The organism is Nitratidesulfovibrio sp. SRB-5 (assembly GCF_019931275.1).
Taxonomy (GTDB): domain Bacteria; phylum Desulfobacterota; class Desulfovibrionia; order Desulfovibrionales; family Desulfovibrionaceae; genus Cupidesulfovibrio.
This window is the reverse complement of sequence record NZ_JAIOTY010000001.1, coordinates 455452-480372: the sequence shown is the minus strand read 5'-3', so window position 1 is coordinate 480372 and position 24921 is coordinate 455452. Positions and strand designations below refer to the sequence as shown.

Sequence of the window (24921 nt, the reverse complement as noted above, 5' to 3'; positions counted from 1 at the left end):
TCTCCTGACCGCTAGAGTATGGCCTTGTCGCCGTGCTCGGCGGTTCTCACACGGTGGGCTTCCGGAACGGCGGTGACGAAGATCTTGCCGTCGCCGGGCTTGCCCGTCTGGTTCACCTTGATCAGGGCCTCGACCACGTCGCTGACCTGGTCGTCGGGCACCACCACGGTGACCACGCGCTTGGAATACAACCTGCCCTTTTCACCGAGCAGTTCCACGGCCTCTTCGAACCCTTCCTTGGCGCCTTCCAGCAGGTCGCTGCTGACCAGCCCCTTGCCCCGGCCGAAGGCCTCGTGGGCGTAGAAGCCGTTCACGCCCGCCTCGGTCAGAGCCTTCTTGGTCTGGTTCATCTTGTTCAGGCGCACTACGGCCATGATCTCCTTCATGCCGCGGCCTCCTCGATGTCGGGTTCCTTCACGCCGGAGCTGATGGTGTAGACCTCTTCAACCGGGGTGACGAAGATCTTGCCGTCGCCGAAGGCGCCCTTGGCGCCCGTGCGGGCCGCTTCCATGATGGTGTCGATGACGAACTGCTTTTCGCTGGCCTTCACCACGCTGATCAGCAGGGTCTTGGGAATTTCGTCGTAGGTGATTTCGCCGATCTTGATGCCGCGCTGCTTGCCGCGCCCGGCCACGGACATCTTGGTCACGGCCGGAAAGCCCGCGGCCATGAGGGCGGCCAGAACGTCGTCGGATTTTTCGGGTCTCACGATGGCACGAACCATGATCATCATCGCCGTTCTCCTTCAGATTGGGTGGGGTTGGCCCGGCTTGGGGCTGTCTGCGGGGCAGGCTTCGCTCATTGGCGAAGCAAGGCCTGCCGTGGCGGTTGGTCCTAAGCTTCGAACAGGCCGTAATCCATCAGCAGCTTTTCCAGTTCCGCGATCTGGAGGGGCTTCGGCACCACGAACATCTGGTTTTCGTCGATGGCTTTCGCCAGGTTGCGGTAGTGCTGGGCCTGGCCGTGCTCGGGCGAGAACTCGATGACGGTCTGGCGGTGGATTTCGGCGCGCTGCACCTGGTTGTCGCGCGGGACGAAGTAGATCATCTGGGTGCCGATCTTGCGGGCCAGCTCCTCGATCATTTCCTTTTCGTTGTCCACGTTGCGCGAGTTGCAGATAAGGCCGCCAAGGCGCACCGCGCCCGATTCGGCGTACTTCATGATGCCCTTGCAGATGTTGTTGGCCGCGTACATGGCCATCATCTCGCCGGAACACACGATGTAGATTTCCTCGGCCTTGCCGTCGCGGATGGGCATGGCGAAGCCGCCGCACACAACGTCGCCGAGCACGTCGTAGAACACGTAGTCCAGCTTCTGGTCTTCTTCGTACGCGCCAAGGGATTCCAGCATGTTGATGGAGGTGATGATGCCGCGGCCCGCACAGCCGACGCCCGGTTCGGGACCGCCCGATTCCACGCAGAGGGTGGTGGAGTAGCCGGGCTTGCGGATATCATCGAGTTCCACGTCCTCGCCCTCGTCACGCAGGGTGTCGAGCACCGACTTCTGGGCCAGGCCGCCCAGCAGCAGACGGGTGGAGTCGGCCTTGGGGTCGCAGCCGACGACCATGACCTTGCGGCCCAGAGCTTCCGCGAGACCCGCGACGGTGTTCTGCGTGGTCGTGGACTTGCCGATGCCGCCCTTACCGTAGATGGCCACCTTTCTCATGATATCCTCCTGAAGATTCACGCCCGGCCGGGGGGTGGATTGGCCGGGGTGTGTTCGCCGTGACTGGCGTGCCCATGCAACGACACGCATAGGGCAAACCCCGTGCCAGTGCGGACAAAACGCACCAACACACCAAAAATACACGCCTTATTCACGCAGCAGGCGATCGGCGCGCACGTCGGACGCGACACGCACGCAGCGACCATTTTGTCGCATGCGACAAATGCGTTGTTCCCGACAGGGTCGGAGCGGGGCATGGAGGGGACAACCAGAGGGGTGCTGCGGGGCAACGGCAGGATTTGCGGCACGCGGGTACGGCGCGGGCCGGGGCACCGGCACGAAGGGATGTGGCGCCGTGTCAGCGCGCGCAATATGCCGGATGACAAGGGAAATCAGCGACACGCTTCCCGGGAGCGAACCGCACGGCTCCTGAAAACGCCCGGCACGGAGAAGGGAAGAGCCGTGCCTGCGTCGCCATGGGCGGTCTGGTTGGCATCCGCGATGCATACCAAGGCGCATCCGGTTCACGCGGATGTCCGCCCCGCCCTCTTCCACCGCCGCCACCCAGAGGTCGGGGCGGCTCCGCCATTCTTCAGGGAGGCCGCATGCTGCTCGACACCACCCTGCGCGAAGGAGAACAGTCCTTCGGCACCTATCTGTCCATGGCCGACCGCGAGCGCGTCCTGCGCGGCCTTGCCGCCGTGGGCGTGCCCGAGGTCGAGGTGGGCTGGGCCGGACGCGACGACCTTGCGGACATGCTGGCCCTGTCGGCCCGCGTGGCCCCCGCCCTTGCCGCCGCCGCATGGTGCCGCTGCCGCCCCGAAGACCTGCGTGCCGCCGTGGCCTGCGGTGCACGCCGGGTATGCGTGGGCGTGCCCGTTTCCGACGCGCATCTGGCCCGGCGGCTGGGCATCGGCAGGCCCGCCCTGCTGGACCTGCTGGCCGCCACCCTGGCCGAGGCGCGCATGCTGGGCATCGAACACGTCACCGTGGGCATGGAGGACGCCTCGCGCGCGGACCGGGCCTTCGTCTTCGCCGTGGCGCGCCACGCCGCCGCGCACGGGGCGCACCGGGTACGCCTGAGCGACACGGTGGGGCTGTACACCCCGCTGGAGGTGGCGGACGTGGTGCGCGCGCTGCGCGCGGAACTGGAAGGGGCCCGCCAGGACGGCACGGCCCCCCGTGCGCGCCGGGTATCCATTGGCACCCATTTCCACAACGACTGCGGCATGGCCACAGCCAACGCCCTCACCGCGCTGGAATGCGGGGCGGACTGCGCCGACGTTTCGGTTCTGGGGCTTGGCGAGCGGGCCGGGGTGGCCCGGCTTGAAGAACTGGCCGCCGCCCTTGTGGTGCGCGGCAGGGCCAGGTTCGAGTTGGCGCCCCTGCGCGAGCTGTGCGGCCAGGTGGCCCAGGCCGCCTCGCTGTCCGTGCCGCGCCACTGGCCCGTGGCCGGGCGTGACATCTTTGCCGTGGAAAGCGGACTGCACGCCCATGGCGTGCGGCGCGACCCCAGCCTGTTCGAACCATTCCCCCCGGAACTGGTGGGCGACAGCCGCCGCATGGGCGTGGGGCGCAAAAGCGGCGTAGGCGCCGTTGCCGCCGCGCTGGCCGAGCTTTCCATCCTGCCGCCACCGGACGAACTGCCCGCCATCGTCGAGGCGGTGCGCGAGCTTTCCGCCACCCTGCGCCGCCCGCTGACCCCGGCGGAGCTCGCGGAAGTGGCGGAGCTCGGAAAGCACCGCGAACCGCGCAGGCAGCCGGACATCACCGGCCACGCCCCCACGGCACAGGCAAAGGCCCGCGCCCTTCCCGCCAACGGGATTCCCCCGCAATCCGGCCCAGAGTCCGCCCAGGTTGTTACCGGCATGCCCGCAACAGATCGTGCGGCAACCGGCCCCCACCGACACCCCGACCACACCGGTGCGCATCGGCTCGGCCCCGTGCCGATGGCGTCCGGAAGGGAGGCATGACCATGCGCCTGCTCTGCACCTCCGTGGCCGTAGTCATGGCCTGCGCCATGCTGACGGCGCTTCTCCTCGGCCCGCTGCCCGCCTGACCGCGACCGAACAGGCATGGCCACGTCCGCCAGGAGCGGGGCCGTGCCATGGCGGCGCTGCGAACAGCGGGCTTCTGCTACAGGGGCCGTCCGTCCTTTGCGCATGGCGGAGGCGGTGGCCCCTGTTCACGTTCCCACCGGGCGGCCCCGGCAGTCCGTGTGCGTATTGTCGCGTCGCCACGCGTCGTCATGCGTCTCTACGCATCGTCAAGCATCTGGCCCGTATCTGCCCGACCTTACCTACATGGCCGACCTGCCCGACCGTACCGACCTGGCCGATCTGGCCGGCTTGGCCGATCTGGTCCGCGACAGGCCGCTTTCCCCGTCCCGCCAGACAAAAAAGAGCGGCCCTCCCCTTTCGGAAAGGACCGCCCACGCCAGGCAATGTGCAAACCCCGCGTGCGGGGCCATGTATCCTGCCTACCCGGCTACATGCCGAGGTAGGCTTTTTTCACGTCTTCGTTCACCAGCAGGTTGGCCGCCGTGTCTTCCAGGGTGATGCGCCCGGTTTCCATGACGTACGCACGGTGGGCGATCTTCAGCGCCTGGTTGGCGTTCTGCTCCACCAGGAACACCGTGGTGCCGTCGGCGTTGATCTTGCGGATGATGTCGAAGATCTGCTGGATGATGATGGGCGCGAGGCCCAGCGAGGGTTCGTCCAGCAGCAGCAGGCGCGGCCTGCCCATGATGGCGCGCGAAATGGCCAGCATCTGCTGCTCGCCGCCGGAAAGGGTGCCCCCGGCCTGCTTGCGGCGCTGGGCCAGGATGGGAAACAGGCCGAAGATGTAGTCCAGGTCGCGGGCGATGCCGTCCTTGTCGTTGCGCAGGAAAGCGCCAAGGTCCAGGTTCTCCTGCACCGTCAGGTCGGGGAAGATCAACCGACCTTCCGGCACCTGGCTGATGCCCAGACGCACGATCTCGTTGGGCTTCATGGTGTGGATGGGCTTGCCCTCGAAAAGCACCTCGCCGGTGCGCGGGGGCACCGCGCCGCACACGGTCATCAGCGTGGTGGTCTTGCCCGCGCCGTTGGCGCCGATGAGGGTGACGATCTCGCCCTGGCCGATGGTCAGGTTGATGTCGCGCAGGGCCTGGATGTTGCCGTAGAAGGCATTGACGTTACGCAGCTCAAGCATGGGATTCCTCGCCCAGGTAGGCCTTGATGACCCTGGGATTCTTGCTCACTTCCTCGGGGGTGCCCTCGGCGATCTTCGAACCGTACTCCATGACGTAGATGCGGTCCGACAGCGACATGACCATGCTCATGTCGTGCTCGATGAGCAGCACGGAAAGTTCGTGGCGCTCGCGGATCTCGATGACGAGTTCCTTGAGTTCGTGGGTTTCCTGCGGGTTCATGCCCGCAGCGGGTTCGTCGAGGCACAGCAGGAAGGGTTCCGTGGCCAGCGCGCGGGCAATCTCCAGCCTGCGCTGGGCGCCGTAGGGCAGGTTGCGCGCCTCGTCCTTGTAGTGCTGGTGCAGGTTCACGCTCTTGAGCAGCGCGTAGCTTTCCTCGACGATGCGCTGTTCCTCGGCGCGGGTCCTGGGGTCGCGCAGCAGCGCGCCCAGAATGCCCGCGCGGGTGCGGCAGTGGCGCCCGATCATCACGTTTTCCAGCACGCTCATGGTGGGGAACAGACGGATGTTCTGGAAGGTGCGCGACATGCCCAGCGCGGTGACCTGGCTGGCCTTCAGGCCGTTGACGGTGACGGTGCGCCCGTCGCGCGGGGTCACGTGCACGGTGCCTTCGGTGGGCACGTAGATGCCGGTGATGCAGTTGAAGAACGTGGTCTTGCCCGCGCCGTTGGGACCGATGAGCGCCACGATCTCGCCCTGGCGCACTTGCAGGTCAACCTCGTTCAGGGCGCGCAGGCCCCCGAAGTTCATGGAAATGGAGCGGACGTCAAGAACGGCGGCAGCCGCGTTGGCGGTGGTTGCGGACATCAGGCGTTGCCTCCGGCGGCGGGGCGCGCCGCGTCAGCACCGGCGCCTTGGGCGTCGGGCACGTTGTACTTGGTGCGCCCCGGCGAAACGAGGCCCTGCGGGCGGAAGACCATCATCAGCACCATGGTCGCGCCGAAGATGAGCATGCGGTACTCGGAGAACGCGCGCAGGTATTCGGGCAGCAGGATGAGCACCAGCGCGCCCACCGAAACCCCGATGACCGAGCCCATGCCCCCCAGAACCACCATGGCGAGCACCATGGCCGATTCCAGGAAGGTGAAGCTGGCCGGGTTGATGAAGGTGGTCTTGGCCGCGAAGATGACCCCCGCGAAGCCCGCCCAGCACGCGCCCAGCGCGAACGCGGTGAGCTTGGTGGTGGTGATGTCGATGCCCATGGCCTGGCAGGCAATCTCGTCCTCGCGCAGGGCCTGCCACGCGCGGCCGATGCGCGAGTTCTTCAGGCGCGTCACCGCAAGGATGGTGACGATGACCGCCGCCAGGATGAGATAATAGATGTAGGTGGTGGCGTCGCTGACCGAAAGCTGCATGCCCAGCAGGCCGGGTCGCTCGATGTTGGCGATGCCGCTGGGCCCTTGCGAGAAGCTGCTCCAGTTTTCCAGCACCAGGCGGATGATTTCGCCAAAGCCCAGGGTGACGATGGCCAGGTAGTCACCGCGCAGGCGCAGCACCGGAAAGCCCAGCAGGATGCCGAACAGCGCGGCCATGGCCCCGCCGATGGGCAGCACCGACCAGAAGCCGAGGCCGAAGTTGCTGTTCAGGATGGCGTAGGAGTACGCGCCCACGGCGTAGAAGGCCACGTAGCCCAGCACCAGCTGGCCCGAAAGGCCCACCACGATGTTCAGGCCAAGGCCCAGCATCACGTAGAGCAGCGCCGAAATCATGATGTTGGTCTGGTAGGTGGAAACCACCCACGGCAGCACCAGGAACGCGGCCAGCACCACCACCAGGGCGGGCACGGCGGCCTTGGGGTCGCTGCGCAGGCGTTCGAGCCACGCCCCGCGCGCGGACATGGCCCCGCCTGCGGCGGCGGCGCGCCCGGCTTCCTTGCGGGCCAGCATGAACCGCCACACGAAGGACAGCACGAACGAGCCCACGCCCATGCCCAGCATGTTCTCCCACCGCCAGTCGATGGTCCCGTTCAGGCTGTCGATCCTGATGACCATGAGCGGGAAGGTCAGGAACATGAACCACAGGCTGACCAGTATGGATTTCTTGAGACCTTGCATGAAGACTTTCCTCGGAATGCGTCGTTGTGTCCTGCGTGCTCCGGCACCCGGCGGGACGGCCCGCGACCTGCGGATTACCGCAGACCGGCGGTGCCGCCTCAAGCGGGATTCTTGGTCTCTGTCATGGAAGAACGACGTTTTATGCGGTGAGTGCGGCAGCCGTCAGGCGGGTCTGCGAGCCTTACGACTGGCGACCGCAGCGCGTACTCTTGCGTACTCGACCGTATCAAAAAGGCGTTCCGACGAAGACAGAGGACAAAAGGCACCTTGTGGGGGCGCCGCCTAGACTTTCTGCGTCTTGGCCTTGCCCAGGATGCCCGAAGGCCGGAAGATGAGGATGAGCACAAGCAGCGCAAACGCCAGCGCATCCTCGTAGTCGCTCGAAATGTACCCGGTGGCGAAGCTTTCGCACCAGCCAAGCACAAGGCCGCCCAGCATGGCGCCGGGAATGGAGCCGATGCCGCCGAGCACGGCGGCGGTGAACGCCTTGATGCCCGCGATGAAGCCGATGGCGAAGTTCACCTGCCCCACGTGCGAGGCGATGAGCACGCCGCCCACGGCGGCCAGCGACGAGCCGATGACGAAGGTGAGCGAGATCACCTTGTCGGCGTCAATGCCGAGCAGCATGGCCATCTTGCGGTTCTGGGCCGTGGCGCGCATGGCCTTGCCCATGCGGGTGTACTTGATGAACAGCGTCAGCGCGGCCATGGAAACGGCCGACGTGACGATGATCAGCACCTCGCTGGCGCCCATGATGTGCGCGATGGGCTCGAGAAATTCGGGCTGCGGCACCAGATTGGGAAACGGCATGAAGTCCGAGGTCTGGGCCAGGATGACGTAGTTCTGGAGAAAGATGGACATCCCGATGGCCGAGATGAGCGGCGAGAGGCGCGGTGCGTCGCGCAGGGGCTTGTAGGCGATCTTTTCGAGCGTCAGGCCGTAGGCGGCACAGTAGATGACCGCCACCACCGCCGCGATGATCAGGATGGCCAGGGCCGGAAAGCCGTAGATGCCGAGGGCACCCGCCACAATCAGCGCCGTGAACGCCCCCATCATGTACACTTCGCCGTGGGCGAAGTTGATCAGCTCGATGATGCCGTACACCATGGTGTAGCCGAGCGCGATGAGCGCGTAGATGGAGCCGCGCGTCAGCCCGCCGAAGAAGAGTTCCCAGAAATACTGCCAATCCATTAGTGCCTTCCCGTACAAGCGCGGCCCTGGCCGCACCTTGTCAAAACTCGGGGGACGGGCCTCTGGCCCGCCCCCCTGTCGTATCGAATGCTTTCCGCAGAACTACTTGAGTTCCACGTACTTGCCGTTCTTCACCTGGTACATGGAGAAGCCGACGCCTTCGGCATCGCCACGCTTGTCGAACTTGATCTTGCCCACCGAGGTTTCAACGAACTCGGTGCGCAGGGCGTTCATGATCTTGGCGGAATCGGTGGAACCGGCCTTTTCGATGGCGTTCAGCAGGGCCAGCGACGCGGCGTAGGCTTCCTTGTAGAACGCGCCGGGCTCGGCGCCGAATTCCTTCACGTGGGCTTCGATGGCTTCCTTGTACAGGGGCAGCGCGCTCACGTCCTTGGAGCTGGAGGCGTACACGCCTTCGGCGTCCTTGCCGGCAACCTTGATGAAGGTGTCGTCCTTCACGCCGTCGTCGGACACGAAGGGCAGGTCCATGCGCTTCTTGCGCAGCTGCTGCACGATCTTCGAGGCTTCCGGATGGTAGCCGCCGAACATCACGGCTTCGGCGCCGGAGTTGCGGATCTTCTGCACCACGGCGGAGTAGTCCACGGCGCCGGGGGTCACGCCTTCGAAGAGCACCACGGTGCCCTTGCCGCTCTGCTCGACGAACTGCTTGGCGTATTCGGCGTAGCCCTTGCCGTAGTCGCCCTTGTCGTGCAGCACGGCGATCTTCTTCTTGCCCAGCTTGTCGATGGTGAAATCGACGCCCAGCTTGGCCTGCTGATCGTCAGAGGCGATGGTGCGGAAAAAGTTGGGGTAGTCGCCGCTCTGGGTCAGGGCCGGGTTGGTGGCCGAGGGCGACATCAGTACGATGTTGGCTTCCTTGTAGATGGGAAGCGCGGCCTTGGTGGCGCCGGAGCAGATGTGGCCCAGCACCACGTTGGCGCCGTCGGACACCAGCTTGGTGGCCGCGTTGGTGGCCAGTTCGGGCTTGCACTGGTCGTCCTGGGGAATGACTTCCACCTGCTTGCCGAGCACGCCGCCCTTGGCGTTGATCATCTTGGCCACCAGCTTGGCGGCGTTGACGGTGGGCAGCCCGTAGGAAGCCAGGTCGCCGCTGTGGGCGCCGGCCACGCCGAACTTGATGGTGTCCGCTGCAAACGCCGGGCAGGCCATAACGGCCACGGCAAGACCCGCAACAAGGCCTTTGAACCATCCTTTACGCATGCTCGATCCTCCGAAATGTTGACGAAACGAGTGAACAATATTGTAAAGACATTGCCGCAACGGCGACCACCCCGCGCACGCACGGCAATGCAGCGCGTCGGGCAGGAATGCCACCATCGACCAACACTTTTTGATGCCACGGAATCCGGAAAGCTGTCAAACACTACCGGTTACGACAACTATCCGATGTTTTGGCAAAATTCCGGCGGCACACCGAGTGTTGTCATTTTTGGCATCACTTCGTGGCGTAAAAACTGACACCGAATGTGCGGACCGCCCTGCGGCGTGCGCGGCGGCCACCAGCTTAGAATGTGGTGTCCATACGCCTGTCCTGCCGTGCGCACTCGCGTGCGTTGCCGAATGCGGCACCACGCCGTCCTCTCGTTTCGAACCGGGCGCACTGCCCTACCCTTGCATCGCTTCATCCGTCAAGAGCACCACGGCAGATTCACCGATACCCCGACCATGCAGCCTTCCGCGCCCATGCCGCTTTCCGTTCCCGTATCGCCTCCTCCCTCCAGCCCTGGCGGTTCGGCTCCATGCCGCCTGCCCCACCCGCCTGCCGCCCACCCCCAGAAAACAGGCAGGGCTGCGCCGCGCCGCTGCGGGGTTGCCGCCGCGCCCCAATGCGTGCATAGCATCTGGCATTCTCTCGCAGCAGGAGGTTCACATGCTGAAGGCATTCAAGGAATTCGCGGTCAAGGGCAATGCGCTGGACATGGCCGTGGGCGTCATTCTGGGCGCCTCGTTCGGCACCATCGTCAAGTCGCTGGTGGATGACCTGATCATGCCGCCCATCGGCCTGGTGCTGGGCGGCGTGGACTTTTCCAACCTGTTCGTCACCCTGCGCGACGGCGCCGCGCCCGGCCCCTACGCCAGCCTGGCCGCCGCCAAACAGGCAGGCGCGGTAACCCTGAACGCGGGCGTGTTCGCCAACACGGTGGTCAGCTTCACCATCGTGGCCTTTGCCGTGTTCCTGCTGGTGCGCGGGGTGAACACCCTGCGCGAACGTCTGGAAGGCCCGGCGGCGCCCAAGCAGCAGGACTGCCCGTTCTGCTTCAGCAAGATAGACGTGCGGGCCACCCGGTGCCCCCACTGCACGGCAACGATAGGCTGATCGCGCACGCCCGCTGCGACGTGTGCCCATTGCGGGCGGCGGCAGGCGGTCGGCGGCGGGCACGATCCGCCGCCAGCCTTTCCGGCCAGCCGGTTGGCCACCCCGTTGGCCACCCGCCCGGCAACCCGCCCGGCCACCCGGCTGACAGCCCCAACGCCCCCCTCACGCGGGTGCAGTCTTCTCTGCCAACGGACGAAGAGGTACGAGCGCCGAATGTCCTCTCACGCGCGGGTGCAGCCCCGCCCCTGAACGCAGCGCCACCGCCGGAGATGCCTCCGGCGGTGGCGGGCCCGTGGGCGGTCGCATCGGCTGCCCCACACGGGGGTGCGGCAGGCAGGGGCAACCGTGCGAAAATTTCGTTCATGCGGGCGCAGGGCGCTTGCCTGGCACACGGTGAAGCCCGCATGCGGTGCGCCCCGGGAGCACCTGCGTGGCCAAGACGTGTAGACCGCACGCCCCGCCGGAAAACCGAAGGCGTCTGGCGCCCTTCTCCGGCGACCGTTTCGGCGCCCTTTTCCGGCGTGAGTTTCCGGCAACCTGTTCCGCGACCGTTTCCGGCGGCCACTCCGGCGGCCACTCCGGCAGCTACTCCGGCGCGGCCCGCACCAGCAGCACGTCGCACGGGGCATCGCGGGTCAGCCGGGCCACGGCGTCGCGCATGACTTCAAGCCCCCGCGTGAACGGGCTGGACACCACCAGCAGGTCGTACCCCCTGGCCGCGTGCTCGCGGATCACGTCCACCACGTCGCCGGGGGCGGTCAGCAGTTCGCCGGGCACGTCGCCCCTGCGTTCCAGGAAGGCGCGCGCGCTTTCCGCCGCCGCCTTTTCCTCCAGCCCCTGCATGTACTCCAGAAAGCCGATGCGCGAATTGCAGCCGGACAGCCAGTCGTGCCCGGTAAACACGTCCCACGTGGCGTCGATGACGAACAGGGCGTCCAGGGTGGCGCCCTTCTCGCGGGCGATGCGGATGGCCTCGTCCACGGCACGGCGTGCGCCGGGTCCGTCGTCAAGGGCGAGCAGCAGCTTCATGGGGGTGGTCGTGGGCGACTTCATGGGGGACATGTTCTCCGTGGGCGGGGTGGAATGCGGCGACGGGCACAGGCGGCCCGCCATGGGTCAGGTGCATGCCGCGCGTGGCCGGATGGAACGTTTCCGCCCGGCCACGCGCGGTTCTGATGACTGATGGCTAGGGAAGGGTGCCCTTCTCGTGCTCCAGCACCACGATGGTCTGCTTGCCCTTCTTCAGGGAGTCGCCGGGCTTGCCGGAAACCTTCAGCACCTTGCCGTTGGCCTTGGCGGTGAAGCTTTCCACGGCGATCTTCTCTTCCATCACGTTGTTGACCCACTTCTTCTTGACCACTTCCAGCGCATAGAGCTTGTCGCCCTTCTTCACGTCGGCGCCTTCGGTCACGAAGATCTCCACCAGCTTGCCGTCCTGCGAGGCCTTGATGCCCACCGAGGGCACGATGAAGGCCATGTAGGTCAGCACCACCACCACGATGAGGGCGGAGGCCAGGATGGCGGCCACGTCCTCGTGGCGGTCGCTCTTGAATACGGTAAGGGACTTCTTCTTGTCGGACATGTGTATTCTCCTCGTGCGGGCCGCCTAGAAGGCGCCTTCCTTCGGAATGAAGGCCAGGATGATGATCATGGCGATGACGTACTTGGAGACGCCCGCGATGAGCCCGATGCGCAGCGGCGTGCCGCCCGCGGCCTTGATTTCGCGCACGTCGATGTACGCGCCAAGGCCCACAAGGCCGATGCCGAACACCCAGGCCATCACGTCACGCATCAGGTGCAGCGTCTCGGAACCTTCGGCGCCGATGATGTGCAGCGAGGACAGCGCGGTCATGCCGATGAAGCCCAGCACGAAGATGGGGAACTTGGAGGCAAGGATGGAACCCAGGCTGACGTGTTCGGCGTCGGCCTCGCCCTTCCAGTACCAGGCGGTGATGAAGAACACCACGAACGGAATGCACAGCACGCGCACCACGTTCCAGATTTCGCCGTAGGCCACGGCGGTGCCGGGGGCGAAGTTGGGGTTGAAGGCAAGGCAGGTGGCCAGTACCTGGCCGGAGTTCAGGATGCCCGTGCCCACCCAGGCGCCGAACTGGTAGTCCGACAGGGACAGCATCTTGCCGATGAACGGGCTGACGAACATGGTCATGATGCCGAAGCCGAGAATGGTGGCGATGGACAGGGCCAGGTCCACGGGCTTGGCGCGCACGCCGGGCGCGGTGGCCACGGCGGCGGAAACGCCGCACACGCCGCAGGCGGCGGCCATGGTGGCGGTGACCGAACGGTCGGCGCCCAGGCGCTTGCCCAGCCACAGCACGAAGAGGGCCGTGCCGAACACGAAGGCCACGATGAGCGCGATGGCCACGCCGCCGACCTTCAGCAGCTTGTCGAAGGTGTACAGCGAACCCAGCATGATGACGCCGGTCTTGATGAACAGGCGGGTGGTGCGGAAGCCTTCTTCCGCCCAGGTGGGAATTTTTCCGCCGAACAGGATGTTGCGGTAGAACATGCCGGTCAGGATGGACAGCAGGATGTAGTTCAGGCTCAGCACCTGCACCAGCCAGCCCTTGCTGCCGAACACCACGGCGTCCTTCATCCACGGTTCCACGTACACGCGCAGCACGTAGAGCGTGCCGATCATCACCGCGAGACCGGGCACGATGGCCAGGATCTTACCGAAAAGCCCCTTGTCTTCCATTGCGTTGCATCTCCTGGGGGTTGCGTGATCTTTGGTCGGATGCCCCGGCGTATCGCCCTGCCGCGCCCCTGCCGAGAGCATGACGCGGGCATGGCCCGCCGGTGCATCTTCCCTTTCCCTTGTCCCTTGCCGAAGCCCGGTGCCGTTCCTTCCCCGCTGCCGGGAAAGGTTGCGGGCGAAGCCGCGCGGCGCCCCTTTGCGCCGCCCGCCCTGCCCGCGCCCACGGTTCCGTGCGCCGGATATCGCCCCCCATGAGCAAGACGCGGACCAACCCGGTCCGGAACATTCAATGCAAACAATAATAGCATGATACGGAACATGAGTGCCTACCCGCCTGCTAACTCGCGGCAGCACCCGCAGCCGGTGCAACGCAGCTTGCGGAACGCGGGTTGCCCTTTGCCCCGCCTGTGCTAGACATCGGCCATGCGACGCCGCTGGCGAATCCGCCTGGCCGGAACAGCCGAAGACGGCCGCCCTTCATATCTGTTGATGCATCGCGCAAGGAACCCTGTGATCCGACTCACGCCTCATTCGTTGCAGGCCCGCTTCCTGCTTGGCCTGCTGCTCATTCTCGCCTGTCTGGGCGGGTTCTTCGCCCTTTCGCTGTTCATGCACCTGGAACGGCTGGTGGAAAACGAGGCCCGCGACCGCGCGGCGCTCATCCTCTCGCAGGCCGAGGCGGTGCAGAGCTACGTGCGCAACACCCTGCGCCCTGCCATGTATAAAACCCTCTCCGAAGACACCTTCGTCATCGAGGCCATGTCCACCTCGTTCGTCACCCGCGCGGTGATGAACGACAACAACCTGGCCCACGACCGCTTCACCTACCGCCGGGTGGCCGTGGGCGCGCGCAACCCTGCCTACGAGGCCTCGGACCTGGAGCGTTCCATCATTGCCCGGTTCCAGGAAGACCCGGAACTGACCCGCGTGGAGGACGTGACCGAGGACGAGGGCGAGCGGAGGTTCATCACGGCCAAGCCCGTGCGTTTCGAAACCGCGTGCCTGCGCTGCCACGGCGACCCGGCAGAGGCCCCGCCCGTGCTGCTGGCCATGTACGGGGCTGAACGCGGCTTCTGGCGCAAGACCGGCGATCTGGCGGGCATGACCATGGTGGCCCTGCCCATGGACCAGGCCGTCAGCGGCATGACCGATGCGGTGATGTCGTTCGGGGTGCTGTTCGCGGGCGGGGCGCTGGTGCTGTTCGCGGTGATCCACGTGTTCTTCAACAGGCTGGTGGTGCACAACCTGCGCCGCATGGGCGGGGTGATGCGCCGCCATTTCCCGGACGAGGCGGACATGACCATGCCCCGCCGCGGCCAACCGGACGTGGGCATAGACGACCTGCTGGGCGACATGGAATCGCTGGCCCTGCACCTGAGCGAGGCGCGGGCCAAGCTGCGCGACTACGCGGCCAACCTGGAAGGCATGGTGCACGAGCGCACCGTGGACCTCGCCTCCGAGGCCACGGCCCGGCGCACCGACGTCGAGTTGTTCGTGGGGCTGCTGGACCGCCTGAACCGCAGCAGCGGCAAGGGAGAATTGCTGGCCGCCTCGCTGGCGCTCATCGCGCGGCGCTTCGGTGCGGACCGGGCCGCCTACGCCTGCGTGCTCTCGGCCAGCGACTTCCACGCCTGGCCGGACCGCGCGGTGCGGCCCGAACTGCCCGCCGACTGGCACGACATGGCGGCGGAAGGCTCGCCGCGCCTCACTCCGCGCGCCTGGTTCATTCCCGTGCAGACCAGCGACACCACGCGCGGCCTGCTGTGCCTGTACTGGGATGCGGACCATGCCTGCGGCCCCGGCACGGCGGACCTGGCCCAGGCCGTGGGGCGGCAGCTGGGCATCGCCATGGACAACCTGGACGCGCTGGACAACCTGCTGCGCCAGAACGCCCTGCTGGATTCCATCTTCGAGGGAATTTCCGACCCGTTGCTGCTGCTGGGCGGCGATGGCCGGGTGGTGCTGGCCAACAGTTCGGCACGTCGGCTGACCCGGTCGCTGGCGGCATCGCCCGGCGGGGACGACGACAGGCACGGCAACGCCGCCGACACGAACGGCACCCCCCTGGCCGAACTGCTGGACGCGGCAGACATCGCCGCGCGCATGGGCGACGGCCCGGTGTCGCGCGCGGTGACCCTGCGCGACGGACGGTCCTTTGCGGTGAACGCCTACCCGCTGGGGGGGCGGCTGGAACGCGGCGGGCGCACCGTGGCCTACCTGCGCGAAACCACGGACGAACGCCGCATGCTGGAACGCGTCCAGCAGCACGAAAAACTGGTGGCCGTGGGCAAGCTGGCCGCGGGCCTGGCCCACGAGATCAACAACCCGCTGGGGGTCATCCACTGCTACGCTGATCTGCTGCGCGCCGCCGCGCCGGACGGGCAGGCCCAGGCCGACATCGACGTCATCATGCGCCACACCGAGCAGGCCCGAAAGGTGGTGCGCGACCTGCTGGACTTTGCCCGGCCCAAGCAGGCGGAACGCGGCCCCTGCGACGTGGCCGACGTGCTGGCGGGGCTGGCCGACGTGTTTCGCCCCCGGGCGCGGGCCGCGCGGGCGCGCATCGTCCCCGATGTTTCACAGGACGTGTCACAGGACGGGGCAACAACCGGAGGCGCCGGTTGCGCCCCGCTGCCGCCGGTGCTGGCCGACCGCAACGGGCTGGAGCAGATTCTTACCAACCTGCTGCTCAACGCTCTGGACGCCGTGGAGACCGATGGCCCGACCATGCACGGAGCCGAACCCGAGGACCGCAGCTGCCCACAGGACATGAACGGAATTACCGGTGAAACCGGCGATGCCGACGCCATGTCCCCCGCCGCCATCCCACGCCCCCGGCAGCGCGGCTTGGTGGTGTTGTCCGCGCGCAGCCTGCCCGAAGACGGCGAGGTGGTGGTGCACGTCATCGACAACGGCCCCGGCATTCCGGAAGAACACCTGCCCCGGCTGTTCGACCCGTTCTTCACCACCAAGGCCGCCGGGCGCGGCACCGGGCTGGGGCTGGCCGTGGTCTTCGGCATCATGCGGGACATGGGCGGGCGCATCGAGGCGCGCAACCTGACCCCAGCCGACCTTGCCCCTGCGGCCCTTGGCGGCCTGGCCTGCCGGATCGACCTGGCCGCCCTGTTTGCCGAGGCCGCCCAAACCGCCCCGGCCATCGGAACCGGCCCGCACTGCCCCGATGGCACGGGCGCCACAGACGGCCAGAACCGGTCTGCCGAGCGAACCGACATGCCAGACATGCCAGACATGCCAGACATGCCAGACATGGCAGAGCTGGCGCGCGGCGCGGTATTCACCCTTCACCTGCCCGCGGCGGACCGGGAGCACCCGGCCCCGCGTACGGAGCACGACGCATGACCACGCCCCACGAGACCATCCTGGTGGTGGACGACGAGGCGGACTTCGCCAACGGCCTGGCCCGCCAGTTGCGCGCGGGCTTTCCCGATGCCGAGGTGCTGGTGGCCACCAGCGGCAAGGCCGGGCTGGACCTGCTGGGCCGCAGCGACCCAGCCGTGCTGCTGACCGACCTGCGCATGCCCGACATGGACGGGCTGGAGCTGATGGCCCACGCCCAGACCCAGGACGCCACCCCCAGCGTCATCCTGCTTACCGCGCACGGCACCATCGAAACGGCGGTGACCGCGCTCAAGAACGGGGCCTACGACTTCCTGACCAAGCCGGTGCGGCGCGAAGACCTGTACCGCGCCGTGACCAAGGGGCTGGAGCGCTGCCGCCTGCTGCGCGAAAACCGCCAACTGCGCGAGGAAATGTCGCGCACGGGGATGGAACGCACCCTGATCGGCGAAACCCCGGCCATGCGCAGGCTGAAGGAAACCATCGCGGCGGTGGCCGCGTCGGACTACACCGTGCTGGTGCGCGGAGAATCGGGCACCGGCAAGGAACTGGTGGCCGCGTCCATCCATGCCCTGTCCGGCAGGGCGCAGCGGCCCATCGTCAGCGTGCACTGCCCGGCCATTCCGGACCAGTTGCTGGAAAGCGAGCTGTTCGGCCACGTCAAGGGCGCGTTCACCGGGGCGGAACGTTCGCGCAAGGGGCTGTTCATGTCCGCCGCCGGGGGCACCATCGTGCTCGACGAAATCGGCGACATCTCGCCCGGCATCCAGACCAAGCTGCTGCGGGTGTTGCAGGAACACGAGATACGCCCCGTGGGCTCCAGCGGCACGGTGAAGGTGGACGTGCGCATCATCGCCTCCACCAACCAGGCGCTGGAGGCGCGCATCAAGAGCGGGGAATTCCGGGAAGACCTGTTCTACCGGCTCAACGTGCTGACCATCCACACCCCGCCCCTGCGCGACCGCGCCGACGACATCCCCCTGCTGGCCGACCACTTTCTGGTCCAGACCTGCCGAGAGATGCAGATAGCCGCAAAGCGGCTTTCGCCGGAAGCCATGGCCTGCCTGTGCGGGCGTGAATGGCCTGGCAACGTGCGTGAATTGCAGAACTTCGTGCGGCGTCTTGCGGTATTCTGCCCCGGACCCACGGTGGAAATGGCCCACCTGCGGCTGGTGGACGGCCCCGCCGACTGCGCCGCGCCCGTGGCCGAGCCAACGCTTACCCCGTACAAGGACGCCAAGGCCCACGTGGTGGACGAATTCACCCGGCGCTACGTGGAACGGCTGCTGGAACGCACCGAGGGCAACATCTCCGAGGCGGCGCGCATCTCCGGGCTGGAGCGGGTGTCGTTGCAGAAGATACTGCGACGGCTGGGCATCGGCGGCGCAGGCAGGGAATAGGGTACGGACAGGGAATAACCGCGCAGGCAGGGAATGGCGGCGCGGGCGGCCTGCCCCGCGTTCGCACGCGGCATCCTGCCCGTGCCTGCTTGCCTGTGCGCCGCCGCGTGCTATCTTGTACCAACGGGCAACGCATTGCCCGTCGCTGCCACCCCGCCTGCCCGCGACGCGCCGCCGGAACATCCCGTCGTCTTGCGCTTCCGCCATCAGCAGGCGTTCCCGCCACCCGTCGCCCCAACCATCCCGGAGGCCCGCATGCTTGATCGCAGACGCTTCATGCAATCGTTGCTGGCTGTTGCCTCACTGGCCACCCTGCCCGCCACGGCGGCCACCGCCGCCACCGCCACCACCGGCGGCGCGGGAACGGGCGCATCCTCCCCGCCCCCTGCATCCCCCGGCACGCAGGCGCCCGGCTTTTTCCGCCTGCCGGTGGGCGAGGCGAGCGTGTTCGCCCTGTTCGACGCCCACGGAAAGCTCGACCCGTCCATCCTGCACGGCGCCGACCGCAAGGACATCGACGCCCTGCTGGAGGATGCGGGCATCCCCGCCGGGCAGCCCGCCACCAGCAACGTGAACTGCTTTTTGCTGGATGCCGGGGGGCGCAGGGTGCTCATGGATACCGGCGCGGGCGCCTTCTTCGGCGCGCGGGGCGGGCACCTGCCCGCCAACCTGCGCGCGGCCGGGTACGCCCCGGAACACATCGACCACGTGCTGCTCTCGCACCTGCATCCGGACCACGCCATGGGCCTGGTGGACGCCGCGGGCGCGCGGGTGTTCCCCAATGCCGGCGTGCACGTGAGCGCCCCGGAACTGGATTACTGGACCAGCGACACCACCTTCGCCGCAGCGCCGGAGGGGCGCAAGGCCGGGCTGCTGGCCCTGCGCAAGGCGCTGGCCCCCTACAAGGATTCCGGGCAGTTGCACACCTTCACGCCGGGGGCCGCGCCCCTGCCCGAACTGCCGTTCGTCACCTCCGTGGACCTGCCCGGCCACACGCCGGGGCACTGCGGGTTCCGGGTGTCCTCGGGCGGCGCGGCGTTGCTGTTCTGGGCGGACATCATCCACAGCACCCCGGTGCAGTTCGCCCGGCCGGAGGTATCCATCGACTTCGACGTGGACCAGAAGACCGCCGTGGCCACCCGCCTGCGCCTGCTGCCCCAGGTGGCCGCCGAGGGTTGCTGGGTGGCCGGGTCGCACCTGCCCTTCCCCGGCCTGGGCCGGGTGCGCGCCAGGAATGGCGGCAAGGGCGGCTACGCCTGGCTGCCCGTGAACTACGCCGACGGGCTGTAGCCGGGGCGGTGCCGCCGCCAATCCCATCCGCGGAATCCGCAATGCACGACGCGCCGTCCGGCAGGTACCGGGCGGCGCGCTTCATTTGCGAAACAGGCAATGGACGGAAACAGCGGGGGCGCTTCAGACGGCGGATGTTCCGGCAGGTTCCCCGGATGGTTCATTCACGGACGTCAGCACGTCCGCGTAGTGCTTGCGCGCGGCCAGCCAGGCGCGGGACACGGCAAACGACGCTTCATCGTGCGGCTCCAGGGTGGCGGTGGGGTGCAGCCCGCGCGCCATGAGCCCGCCGAACAGGTCGTCCAGCGGAATGGACCCGGTGCCCAGGCCCAAGTGCTGGTCGTCGCTGCCGTCGTTGTCGTGCAGGTGCAGGTGGGCAAGGCGCGGGGCAAAGGCGTCCAGCCAGCGCCGCAAGTCGCGCCGCTGCGCGCCGCCCGCGAAGCTGTGCCAGTGCCCGGCGTCGAAGCAGATACCCGCGCGGACGCCGAAACGGCCAGCCAGGGCATCGACCAGCGCGACCACCGGCTCGGGGTCGCGCTCGTGGGTGTTTTCGATGTGCACGGGCGCAGCGCACACTTCCAGCACCGCCGCCCACGTGCCGCAGGCCCGCTCCAGCCACGCGGCAAAGGCTCCGCCATGCTGGCTGTTGTCGAAGGCGGCGTGCCCCACCATGTGGCGCGGCGCGTACAGGGCGGCCAGTTCCGCCGCGCGGCGCAGGGTGTCGCGGCTGGCGGCCAGGATGGCGTTGTTGAGGCTGCCGGGGTGCAGGTCGAAAAACGGCAGGTGCACGGCGCAGGCCAGCCCGGCATCGACCAGGCGGCGCGCGGTGTCACGGTGCCAGTCCAGCGTCAGTTCCTGTACGGCAAAGGTGTCGATGCCCAGTTCCGGGGCCAGCCCATCGGCCGCGAAACGGTCGAGCCACGCCGGGTCGCGGACGACCCAGCTGAGGGGAAGATTCACGAAGGTGTGCATGGGGGGCGTGTAGCACAGCGCCCGTCCGGGGCCAACCACGCAGCTGGGGACAGGCCTGCGCGGAATGGTCAGCCAGGTGATGCCCGACGTGCGGCGGCGCGCCCTTCAAAACGACCTCACCCCGTTTTGCGCACCCCACACCCCGCCTTTGGCACACCGCACCCCGCATTTGGGCCACCTTGCCCCCGTATAGGGGCATCCGCGCCCTTTTCACGCGCATCCCCCTTTTTTTTCGGCACCCTCATGAAAACCACCCCGCCGCCACCCCGCGTACCGCCTTAATCCGGACTAAAAAAGGCCGGTTTGCAACCGCTTACATACCAAAAGTTCATAAATTATTTCAACATGTAGCAGCGATCTGCCAAACCCTTCGAGCAACCCCGATTTTCCGCAGAATGTGCTTGACGCACCCTTGATAATCGCATACCCCTCCGGTAGGAATTATTCCATACCCTAGAAGTAGGGTATTCGCGTGCCTTCCGACCGACGCCAACGGCCGGAGAAACCCCGGTGCATGCGCCTGCGCCTACCGCGTAACCGCGCGGCATCACAGGACACACATCGGAATAGCGCGAACGCCACAGGGAGGAACCACGATTCGGACCACACGCGGGTGCCCCGGCATGGGGGGCACTGGCGCGGTTCCGTTTCGTGGCAGGGCTCTGTCCGAACGTGCCGCCGCGCAAGCCGCAGGGAACCGGCTGGCGGCACGCCGACTGAGGGTTGTCAGAGGAAGCGTTTCACTCATTTCAAAGGACTGCCACTATGATGAACGCGAAATCACTGCTGCGATGGGCGGGAGCTCTGGTCGCCGTGGCTGCGGTCACGGTCTTCGGACTGGATGCGCGGGGCACGACCAAGCCCCTTCCCGGCTCCACGGGCGAGCAGCGCGCCGACCTGGTGGAGATCGGCGTCATGGCGAAATTCGGCAACCTGGAGTTGCCGAAGGTCACCTTCCCGCACGATCGGCATTCCGAGGCCGTGGCCAAGGTCGCCGCGCCCGGCAAGGAATGCGCCACCTGCCACAAGAATGACGACAAGGGCAAGATGTCGCTCAAGTTCATGCGCCTTGAGGACACCACTGCCGCCGACCTGAAGAATATCTACCACGCCAACTGTATCGGCTGTCACACCGAGCAGGCCAAGGCGGGCAAGAAGACCGGGCCGCAGGACGGCGAATGCCGCTCTTGCCACAACCCGAAGCCCATGGCCTCTTCGTGGAAGCAGATCGGCCTCGACAAGTCGCTGCACTTCCGCCACGTGGCCGCCAAGGCCATCGCGCCGGTGAACGACCCGCAGAAGAACTGCGGCGCCTGCCACCACGTGTACGACGAAGCCGCCAAGAAGCTTTCCTGGGTCAAGAACAAGGAAGATTCCTGCCGCGCCTGCCACGGCGACGCGCGCGTGGAAAAGAAGCCCTCGCTGCGTGAAGCCGCGCATACCCAGTGCATCACCTGCCACCGCAGCGTGGCCGCCGCCCCGGCCAAGGCCGACAGCGGCCCCGTTTCCTGCGCGGGCTGCCACGACCCGGCCATGCAGGCCAAGTTCAAGGTGGTGCGCGACGTGCCCCGCCTGGAACGCGGCCAGCCTGATGCCGCCATGGTCCTGCCCGAAGTGGGCAAGACCGCGCCCAAGGGCATGAAGGGCGCCATGAAGCCCGTGGCCTTCAACCACAAGGTGCACGAAACGGCCAGCAACACCTGCCGCGCCTGCCACCACGTGAAGATCGACAACTGCACCACCTGCCACACGCTGGAAGGCGTGAAGGACGGCAACTTCGTGCAGATCGAGAAGGCCATGCACCAGCCCGATTCCATGAAGAGCTGCGTGGGCTGCCACAACCAGAAGGTGCAAGCCCCTGCCTGCGCCGGCTGCCACGGCTTCATGAAGACCGGCGCCAAGCCCCAGCCCGAAGCCGCCTGCGGGGTGTGCCACGCCGATCCTGTCGGCATGGACGCCAAGACCGTGGCCGACGGCGGCCTGCTGAAGGCCACCAAGGAGCAGCGCGCCGACGTGGCCGCCGCCACCCTGGCCGCCCGCCGCACCACCAAGGGCACCCTGCCCGCCGACGACATCCCCGAGTTCGTGACCATCGGCGTGCTGTCCGACAAGTACGAACCCTCGAAGCTGCCGCACCGCAAGATCGTCAACACCCTGATGGCCGCCATCGGCGACGACAAGCTGGCCGGCACGTTCCACACCGACAAGGCCACCGTTTGCGCGGGCTGCCATCACAACAGCCCCGCCAGCAAGACGCCGCCCAAGTGCGCCAGCTGCCACGGCCAGCCCTTCGACGCCGCCAAGGGCGACCGCCCCGGCCTGAAGGCTGCCTACCACCAGCAGTGCATGGGCTGCCACAACCGCATGAAGCTGGAAAAGCCCGCGGATACGGCCTGCGCCGAGTGTCACAAGGAACGCGCGAAATAGGAAACCGGTAAGGAGTTATCCATGAACAGGAGAAGATTCCTGACCCTGCTGGGCACCGCCGGTGTTTCCACGGCCATGAGCGCTGTAGGCGCGAAAAAGGCCGTCGCGGCGGGCAACCAGAGCTTCAAGGGCTACAAGGACAGTTACGGGGTGCTGCACGACACCACCCGTTGCATCGGCTGCCGCAAGTGCGAGCAGGGCTGCAACGAGGTGAACAAGCTGCCCGCGCCCAAGGTGAAGTTCGACGACCTTACGGTGCTGGAAAAATCGCGCCGTACCGATTCGAACAACTGGACGGTGGTCAACAAGTACAATGTGGCAGGGCTGGACCATCCGGTGTTCCGCAAGCAGCAGTGCAACCACTGCCTGGAACCCGCCTGCGCCTCGGCCTGCTTCGTCAAGGCCTTCACCAAGAACCCCGACGGCTCCGTCACCTACGACGGCAGCCTGTGCGTGGGCTGCCGCTACTGCATGATCGCGTGCCCGTTCAACGTGCCCGCCTTCCAGTACGACGAACCCTTCGACCCGCTGATCCAGAAGTGCACCATGTGCCACCCGCGCATCCAGGAAGGCAAGCTGCCCGGCTGTGTCGAGGCCTGCCCCAAGGAGGCCCTGACCTTCGGCAAGCGCGAAGACCTCGTGCGCATCGCCCATGACCGCATCCGCAGCAATCCCGGCCGGTACCAGGATCACGTCTATGGTGAACTGGAAATGGGCGGCACCGCGTGGATGTACCTGGCTGGCGTGCCCTTCGAGGCCGTGGGCCAGCAGGAGATGGGCACCAAGTCCGCGCCGGAATACACGGCGGGGGCCCTTGGTTCCGTGCCCATGGTGGTGGGCATCTGGCCGGTGCTGCTGACCGGCGCCTACGCCATCTCCAAGCGCAAGGAAAAGGTTGCGGCGGAAGAGCGCGAAGAAGCCGTGCAGGCCGCGCTGGCCAAGGCCCGCGACGATGCGGCCAAGGCCATGGATACCGCCCTGGCCAAGGCGGCCAAGGAAAAGGACGCCGCCGTGACCCGCGAGGTCAAGAAGGCCATGGAACAGGCGGAGCAAGCCTTCGAAGAGAAGTTCGCCGCCCTGCGTGCCGAAGGCCAGACCGCCGAAAACGGCGACGACGGCGAAGGCAAGGAGGATGCATAACATGCATGACGCCAACACCAAGAACGGCCTGTTCACGCCCGGCAACATCATCACGGGCATCATCCTGGCCGTGGGCGCGGTGATCACCTTCATCCGCTTCACCCAGGGCATCGGGGCCGTCACCAACCTGTCCGACAACAACCCGTGGGGCATCTGGATCGGGTTCGACCTGCTGTGCGGCGTGGCTTTGGCCGCCGGCGGCTACGTCACCTCGGCCTCGTGCTACCTGTTCGGGATGAAGCGCTACCACTCGGCGGTGCGCCCGGCCATCACCACAGCGTTCCTCGGCTACTTCTTCGTGGTCGTGGCGCTGCACTACGACCTGGGCCACCCGCTGCGCCTGCCCTACCCGCTGGTGTACTCGCAGGGCACCACCTCGCTGCTGTTCGAAGTGGGCCTGTGCGTGGCCACCTACCTTACCGTGCTGTTCGTGGAATGGTCCCCGGCGGCGCTGGAATGGCTGGGCCTGCGCAAGCTGCGCAACGTCATCGTCAAGCTGACCATCATGCTGACCATCTTCGGCGTGGTGCTGTCCACCCTGCACCAGTCGTCGCTGGGCGCGCTGTTCCTGATCGCCCCGGGCAAGCTGCACCCCTTGTGGTACTCCAGCTTCCTGCCGGTGTTCTTCTTCATCTCGTCCATGGTGGCGGGCCTTTCCATGGTCATCTTCGAAGGCACCCTGGCCCACGCCGGGCTGCACCACAAGATGGACGAAACCCACCTGAAGGAGGCCGAAGGCGTGATCTTCGGCTTCGGCAAGGCCGCCTCGTTCGTGCTTGCCGGGTACTTCTTCATCAAGACCATGGACATCGCCATGGACAACGACTGGGCCTACCTCGGCACCGGCTACGGGGCCTGGTTCCTGGTCGAGATGTTCGGCTTCGTGGCGCTGCCCTCGTTCCTGTACGCCCTTGGCGTGCGCGAGAAGAACGTCACCCTGGTGCGCATCGCGTCCATCAACGCGGTGCTGGGCATCGTGCTGAACCGCTTCAACGTTTCGCTCGTCGCCTTCAACTGGAACCTGCCCGCCGCCGACCGCTACTTCCCGCACTGGATGGAGATCGGCGTGTCGGTGTTCATCGTGACGCTCATCATCACGGTCTACCGGTTCATCGCCACGCGCATGCCGGTGCTGTACGAGCATCCCGACTACAAGGACGCCCACTAGGGCAGCCAAGGAG

The 24921-nt window shown here is 66.9% G+C and carries 20 protein-coding genes; 8 read left to right on the top strand and 12 right to left on the bottom strand.

Annotation, left to right across the window (positions count from 1 at the left end; translation table 11 throughout):
• Positions 1-11: 11 nt before the first annotated feature.
• From K6142_RS01845 to nifH, 3 genes are all read right to left on the bottom strand, one after another.
• Entirely contained in the window at positions 12-386 is a 375-nt protein-coding gene (locus K6142_RS01845; protein ID WP_015946242.1) for a P-II family nitrogen regulator, read from the bottom strand.
• Complete coding sequence (locus K6142_RS01840) at positions 383-733, bottom strand: P-II family nitrogen regulator (protein WP_015946241.1); 351 nt, start codon at positions 731-733, stop codon at positions 383-385. The genes K6142_RS01845 and K6142_RS01840 overlap by 4 nt, the downstream gene beginning before the upstream one ends.
• 101 nt (positions 734-834) lie before the next feature.
• The gene (gene nifH / locus K6142_RS01835) at positions 835-1665 is read right to left on the bottom strand and encodes a nitrogenase iron protein (RefSeq protein WP_015946240.1); all 831 of its coding nucleotides are present in this window, start codon (positions 1663-1665) and stop codon (positions 835-837) included.
• Positions 1666-2270: 605 nt separating this feature from the next.
• Between nifH and K6142_RS01830 the strand changes: the two genes are divergently transcribed.
• The gene (locus K6142_RS01830; protein WP_190244909.1) at positions 2271-3638 is read left to right on the top strand and encodes a LeuA family protein; all 1368 of its coding nucleotides are present in this window, start codon (positions 2271-2273) and stop codon (positions 3636-3638) included.
• Positions 3639-4152: 514 nt separating this feature from the next.
• Here the strand turns inward: K6142_RS01830 and K6142_RS01825 are convergent.
• The 5 genes from K6142_RS01825 to K6142_RS01805 all read right to left on the bottom strand — a co-directional run bounded on the left by K6142_RS01825 (position 4153) and on the right by K6142_RS01805 (position 9321).
• Positions 4153-4857 carry an ABC transporter ATP-binding protein gene (locus K6142_RS01825; protein ID WP_015946238.1) on the bottom strand — a complete coding sequence of 235 codons (705 nt, stop codon included), beginning with the start codon at positions 4855-4857 and terminating at the stop codon, positions 4153-4155.
• A complete protein-coding gene (locus tag K6142_RS01820; RefSeq protein WP_167125141.1) occupies positions 4850-5662 on the bottom strand; it encodes an ABC transporter ATP-binding protein in 813 nt (270 codons plus the stop codon). Before K6142_RS01820 ends, K6142_RS01825 begins: the two co-directional genes overlap by 8 nt.
• Positions 5662-6909, bottom strand: coding sequence for an ABC transporter permease subunit (locus K6142_RS01815; protein WP_190244910.1), 1248 nt, complete (start codon positions 6907-6909; stop codon positions 5662-5664). The genes K6142_RS01820 and K6142_RS01815 overlap by 1 nt, the downstream gene beginning before the upstream one ends.
• Before the next feature lie 282 nt (positions 6910-7191).
• Positions 7192-8100 (bottom strand): branched-chain amino acid ABC transporter permease, encoded by a 909-nt coding sequence (locus K6142_RS01810; RefSeq protein WP_167122166.1) that lies wholly within the window; start codon positions 8098-8100, stop codon positions 7192-7194.
• 102 nt (positions 8101-8202) lie between these two features.
• Positions 8203-9321 carry a branched-chain amino acid ABC transporter substrate-binding protein gene (locus K6142_RS01805; protein ID WP_015946234.1) on the bottom strand — a complete coding sequence of 373 codons (1119 nt, stop codon included), beginning with the start codon at positions 9319-9321 and terminating at the stop codon, positions 8203-8205.
• Positions 9322-9991: 670 nt separating this feature from the next.
• Here K6142_RS01805 and mscL point away from each other — a divergent pair.
• Positions 9992-10438 (top strand): large conductance mechanosensitive channel protein MscL, encoded by a 447-nt coding sequence (gene mscL / locus K6142_RS01800; protein ID WP_190244911.1) that lies wholly within the window; start codon positions 9992-9994, stop codon positions 10436-10438.
• A gap of 585 nt (positions 10439-11023) precedes the next feature.
• Here the strand turns inward: mscL and K6142_RS01795 are convergent.
• The 3 genes from K6142_RS01795 to K6142_RS01785 all read right to left on the bottom strand — a co-directional run bounded on the left by K6142_RS01795 (position 11024) and on the right by K6142_RS01785 (position 13154).
• Positions 11024-11491: a universal stress protein gene (locus K6142_RS01795; protein ID WP_223290352.1), complete on the bottom strand. Its 468-nt coding sequence runs from the start codon at positions 11489-11491 to the stop codon at positions 11024-11026.
• A gap of 133 nt (positions 11492-11624) precedes the next feature.
• Positions 11625-12020: a biotin/lipoyl-binding protein gene (locus tag K6142_RS01790; protein WP_190244912.1), complete on the bottom strand. Its 396-nt coding sequence runs from the start codon at positions 12018-12020 to the stop codon at positions 11625-11627.
• Between the two features lie 24 nt (positions 12021-12044).
• Positions 12045-13154 (bottom strand): YeiH family protein, encoded by a 1110-nt coding sequence (locus tag K6142_RS01785; protein ID WP_190244913.1) that lies wholly within the window; start codon positions 13152-13154, stop codon positions 12045-12047.
• Positions 13155-13664: 510 nt separating this feature from the next.
• Between K6142_RS01785 and K6142_RS01780 the strand changes: the two genes are divergently transcribed.
• The 3 genes from K6142_RS01780 to K6142_RS01770 all read left to right on the top strand — a co-directional run bounded on the left by K6142_RS01780 (position 13665) and on the right by K6142_RS01770 (position 19201).
• Complete coding sequence (locus K6142_RS01780) at positions 13665-16514, top strand: DUF3365 domain-containing protein (protein ID WP_190244914.1); 2850 nt, start codon at positions 13665-13667, stop codon at positions 16512-16514.
• Entirely contained in the window at positions 16511-17911 is a 1401-nt protein-coding gene (locus K6142_RS01775) for a sigma-54-dependent transcriptional regulator (RefSeq protein ID WP_190244915.1), read from the top strand. The genes K6142_RS01780 and K6142_RS01775 overlap by 4 nt, the downstream gene beginning before the upstream one ends.
• A 255-nt stretch (positions 17912-18166) precedes the next feature.
• Positions 18167-19201 (top strand): MBL fold metallo-hydrolase, encoded by a 1035-nt coding sequence (locus K6142_RS01770; RefSeq protein ID WP_190244916.1) that lies wholly within the window; start codon positions 18167-18169, stop codon positions 19199-19201.
• A 123-nt stretch (positions 19202-19324) separates the two neighbouring features.
• On the opposite strand, the gene K6142_RS01765 is transcribed toward K6142_RS01770, so the two are convergent.
• A complete protein-coding gene (locus K6142_RS01765; protein ID WP_190244917.1) occupies positions 19325-20173 on the bottom strand; it encodes a sugar phosphate isomerase/epimerase family protein in 849 nt (282 codons plus the stop codon).
• A gap of 765 nt (positions 20174-20938) precedes the next feature.
• On the opposite strand from K6142_RS01765, the gene hmcA reads away from it, so the two are divergent.
• From hmcA to hmcC, 3 genes are read left to right on the top strand one after another with little or no spacing between them, the layout of a single operon-like run.
• Positions 20939-22600, top strand: a complete 1662-nt coding sequence (gene hmcA, locus K6142_RS01760; RefSeq protein ID WP_190244918.1) for a sulfate respiration complex hexadecaheme cytochrome HmcA — start codon at positions 20939-20941, stop codon at positions 22598-22600.
• A gap of 21 nt (positions 22601-22621) precedes the next feature.
• Positions 22622-23740 (top strand): sulfate respiration complex iron-sulfur protein HmcB, encoded by a 1119-nt coding sequence (gene hmcB / locus K6142_RS01755; RefSeq protein ID WP_015946224.1) that lies wholly within the window; start codon positions 22622-22624, stop codon positions 23738-23740.
• 1 nt (position 23741) lies between these two features.
• Entirely contained in the window at positions 23742-24908 is a 1167-nt protein-coding gene (gene hmcC, locus K6142_RS01750; protein WP_015946223.1) for a sulfate respiration complex protein HmcC, read from the top strand.
• The last annotated feature ends 13 nt before the right edge of the window (positions 24909-24921 follow it).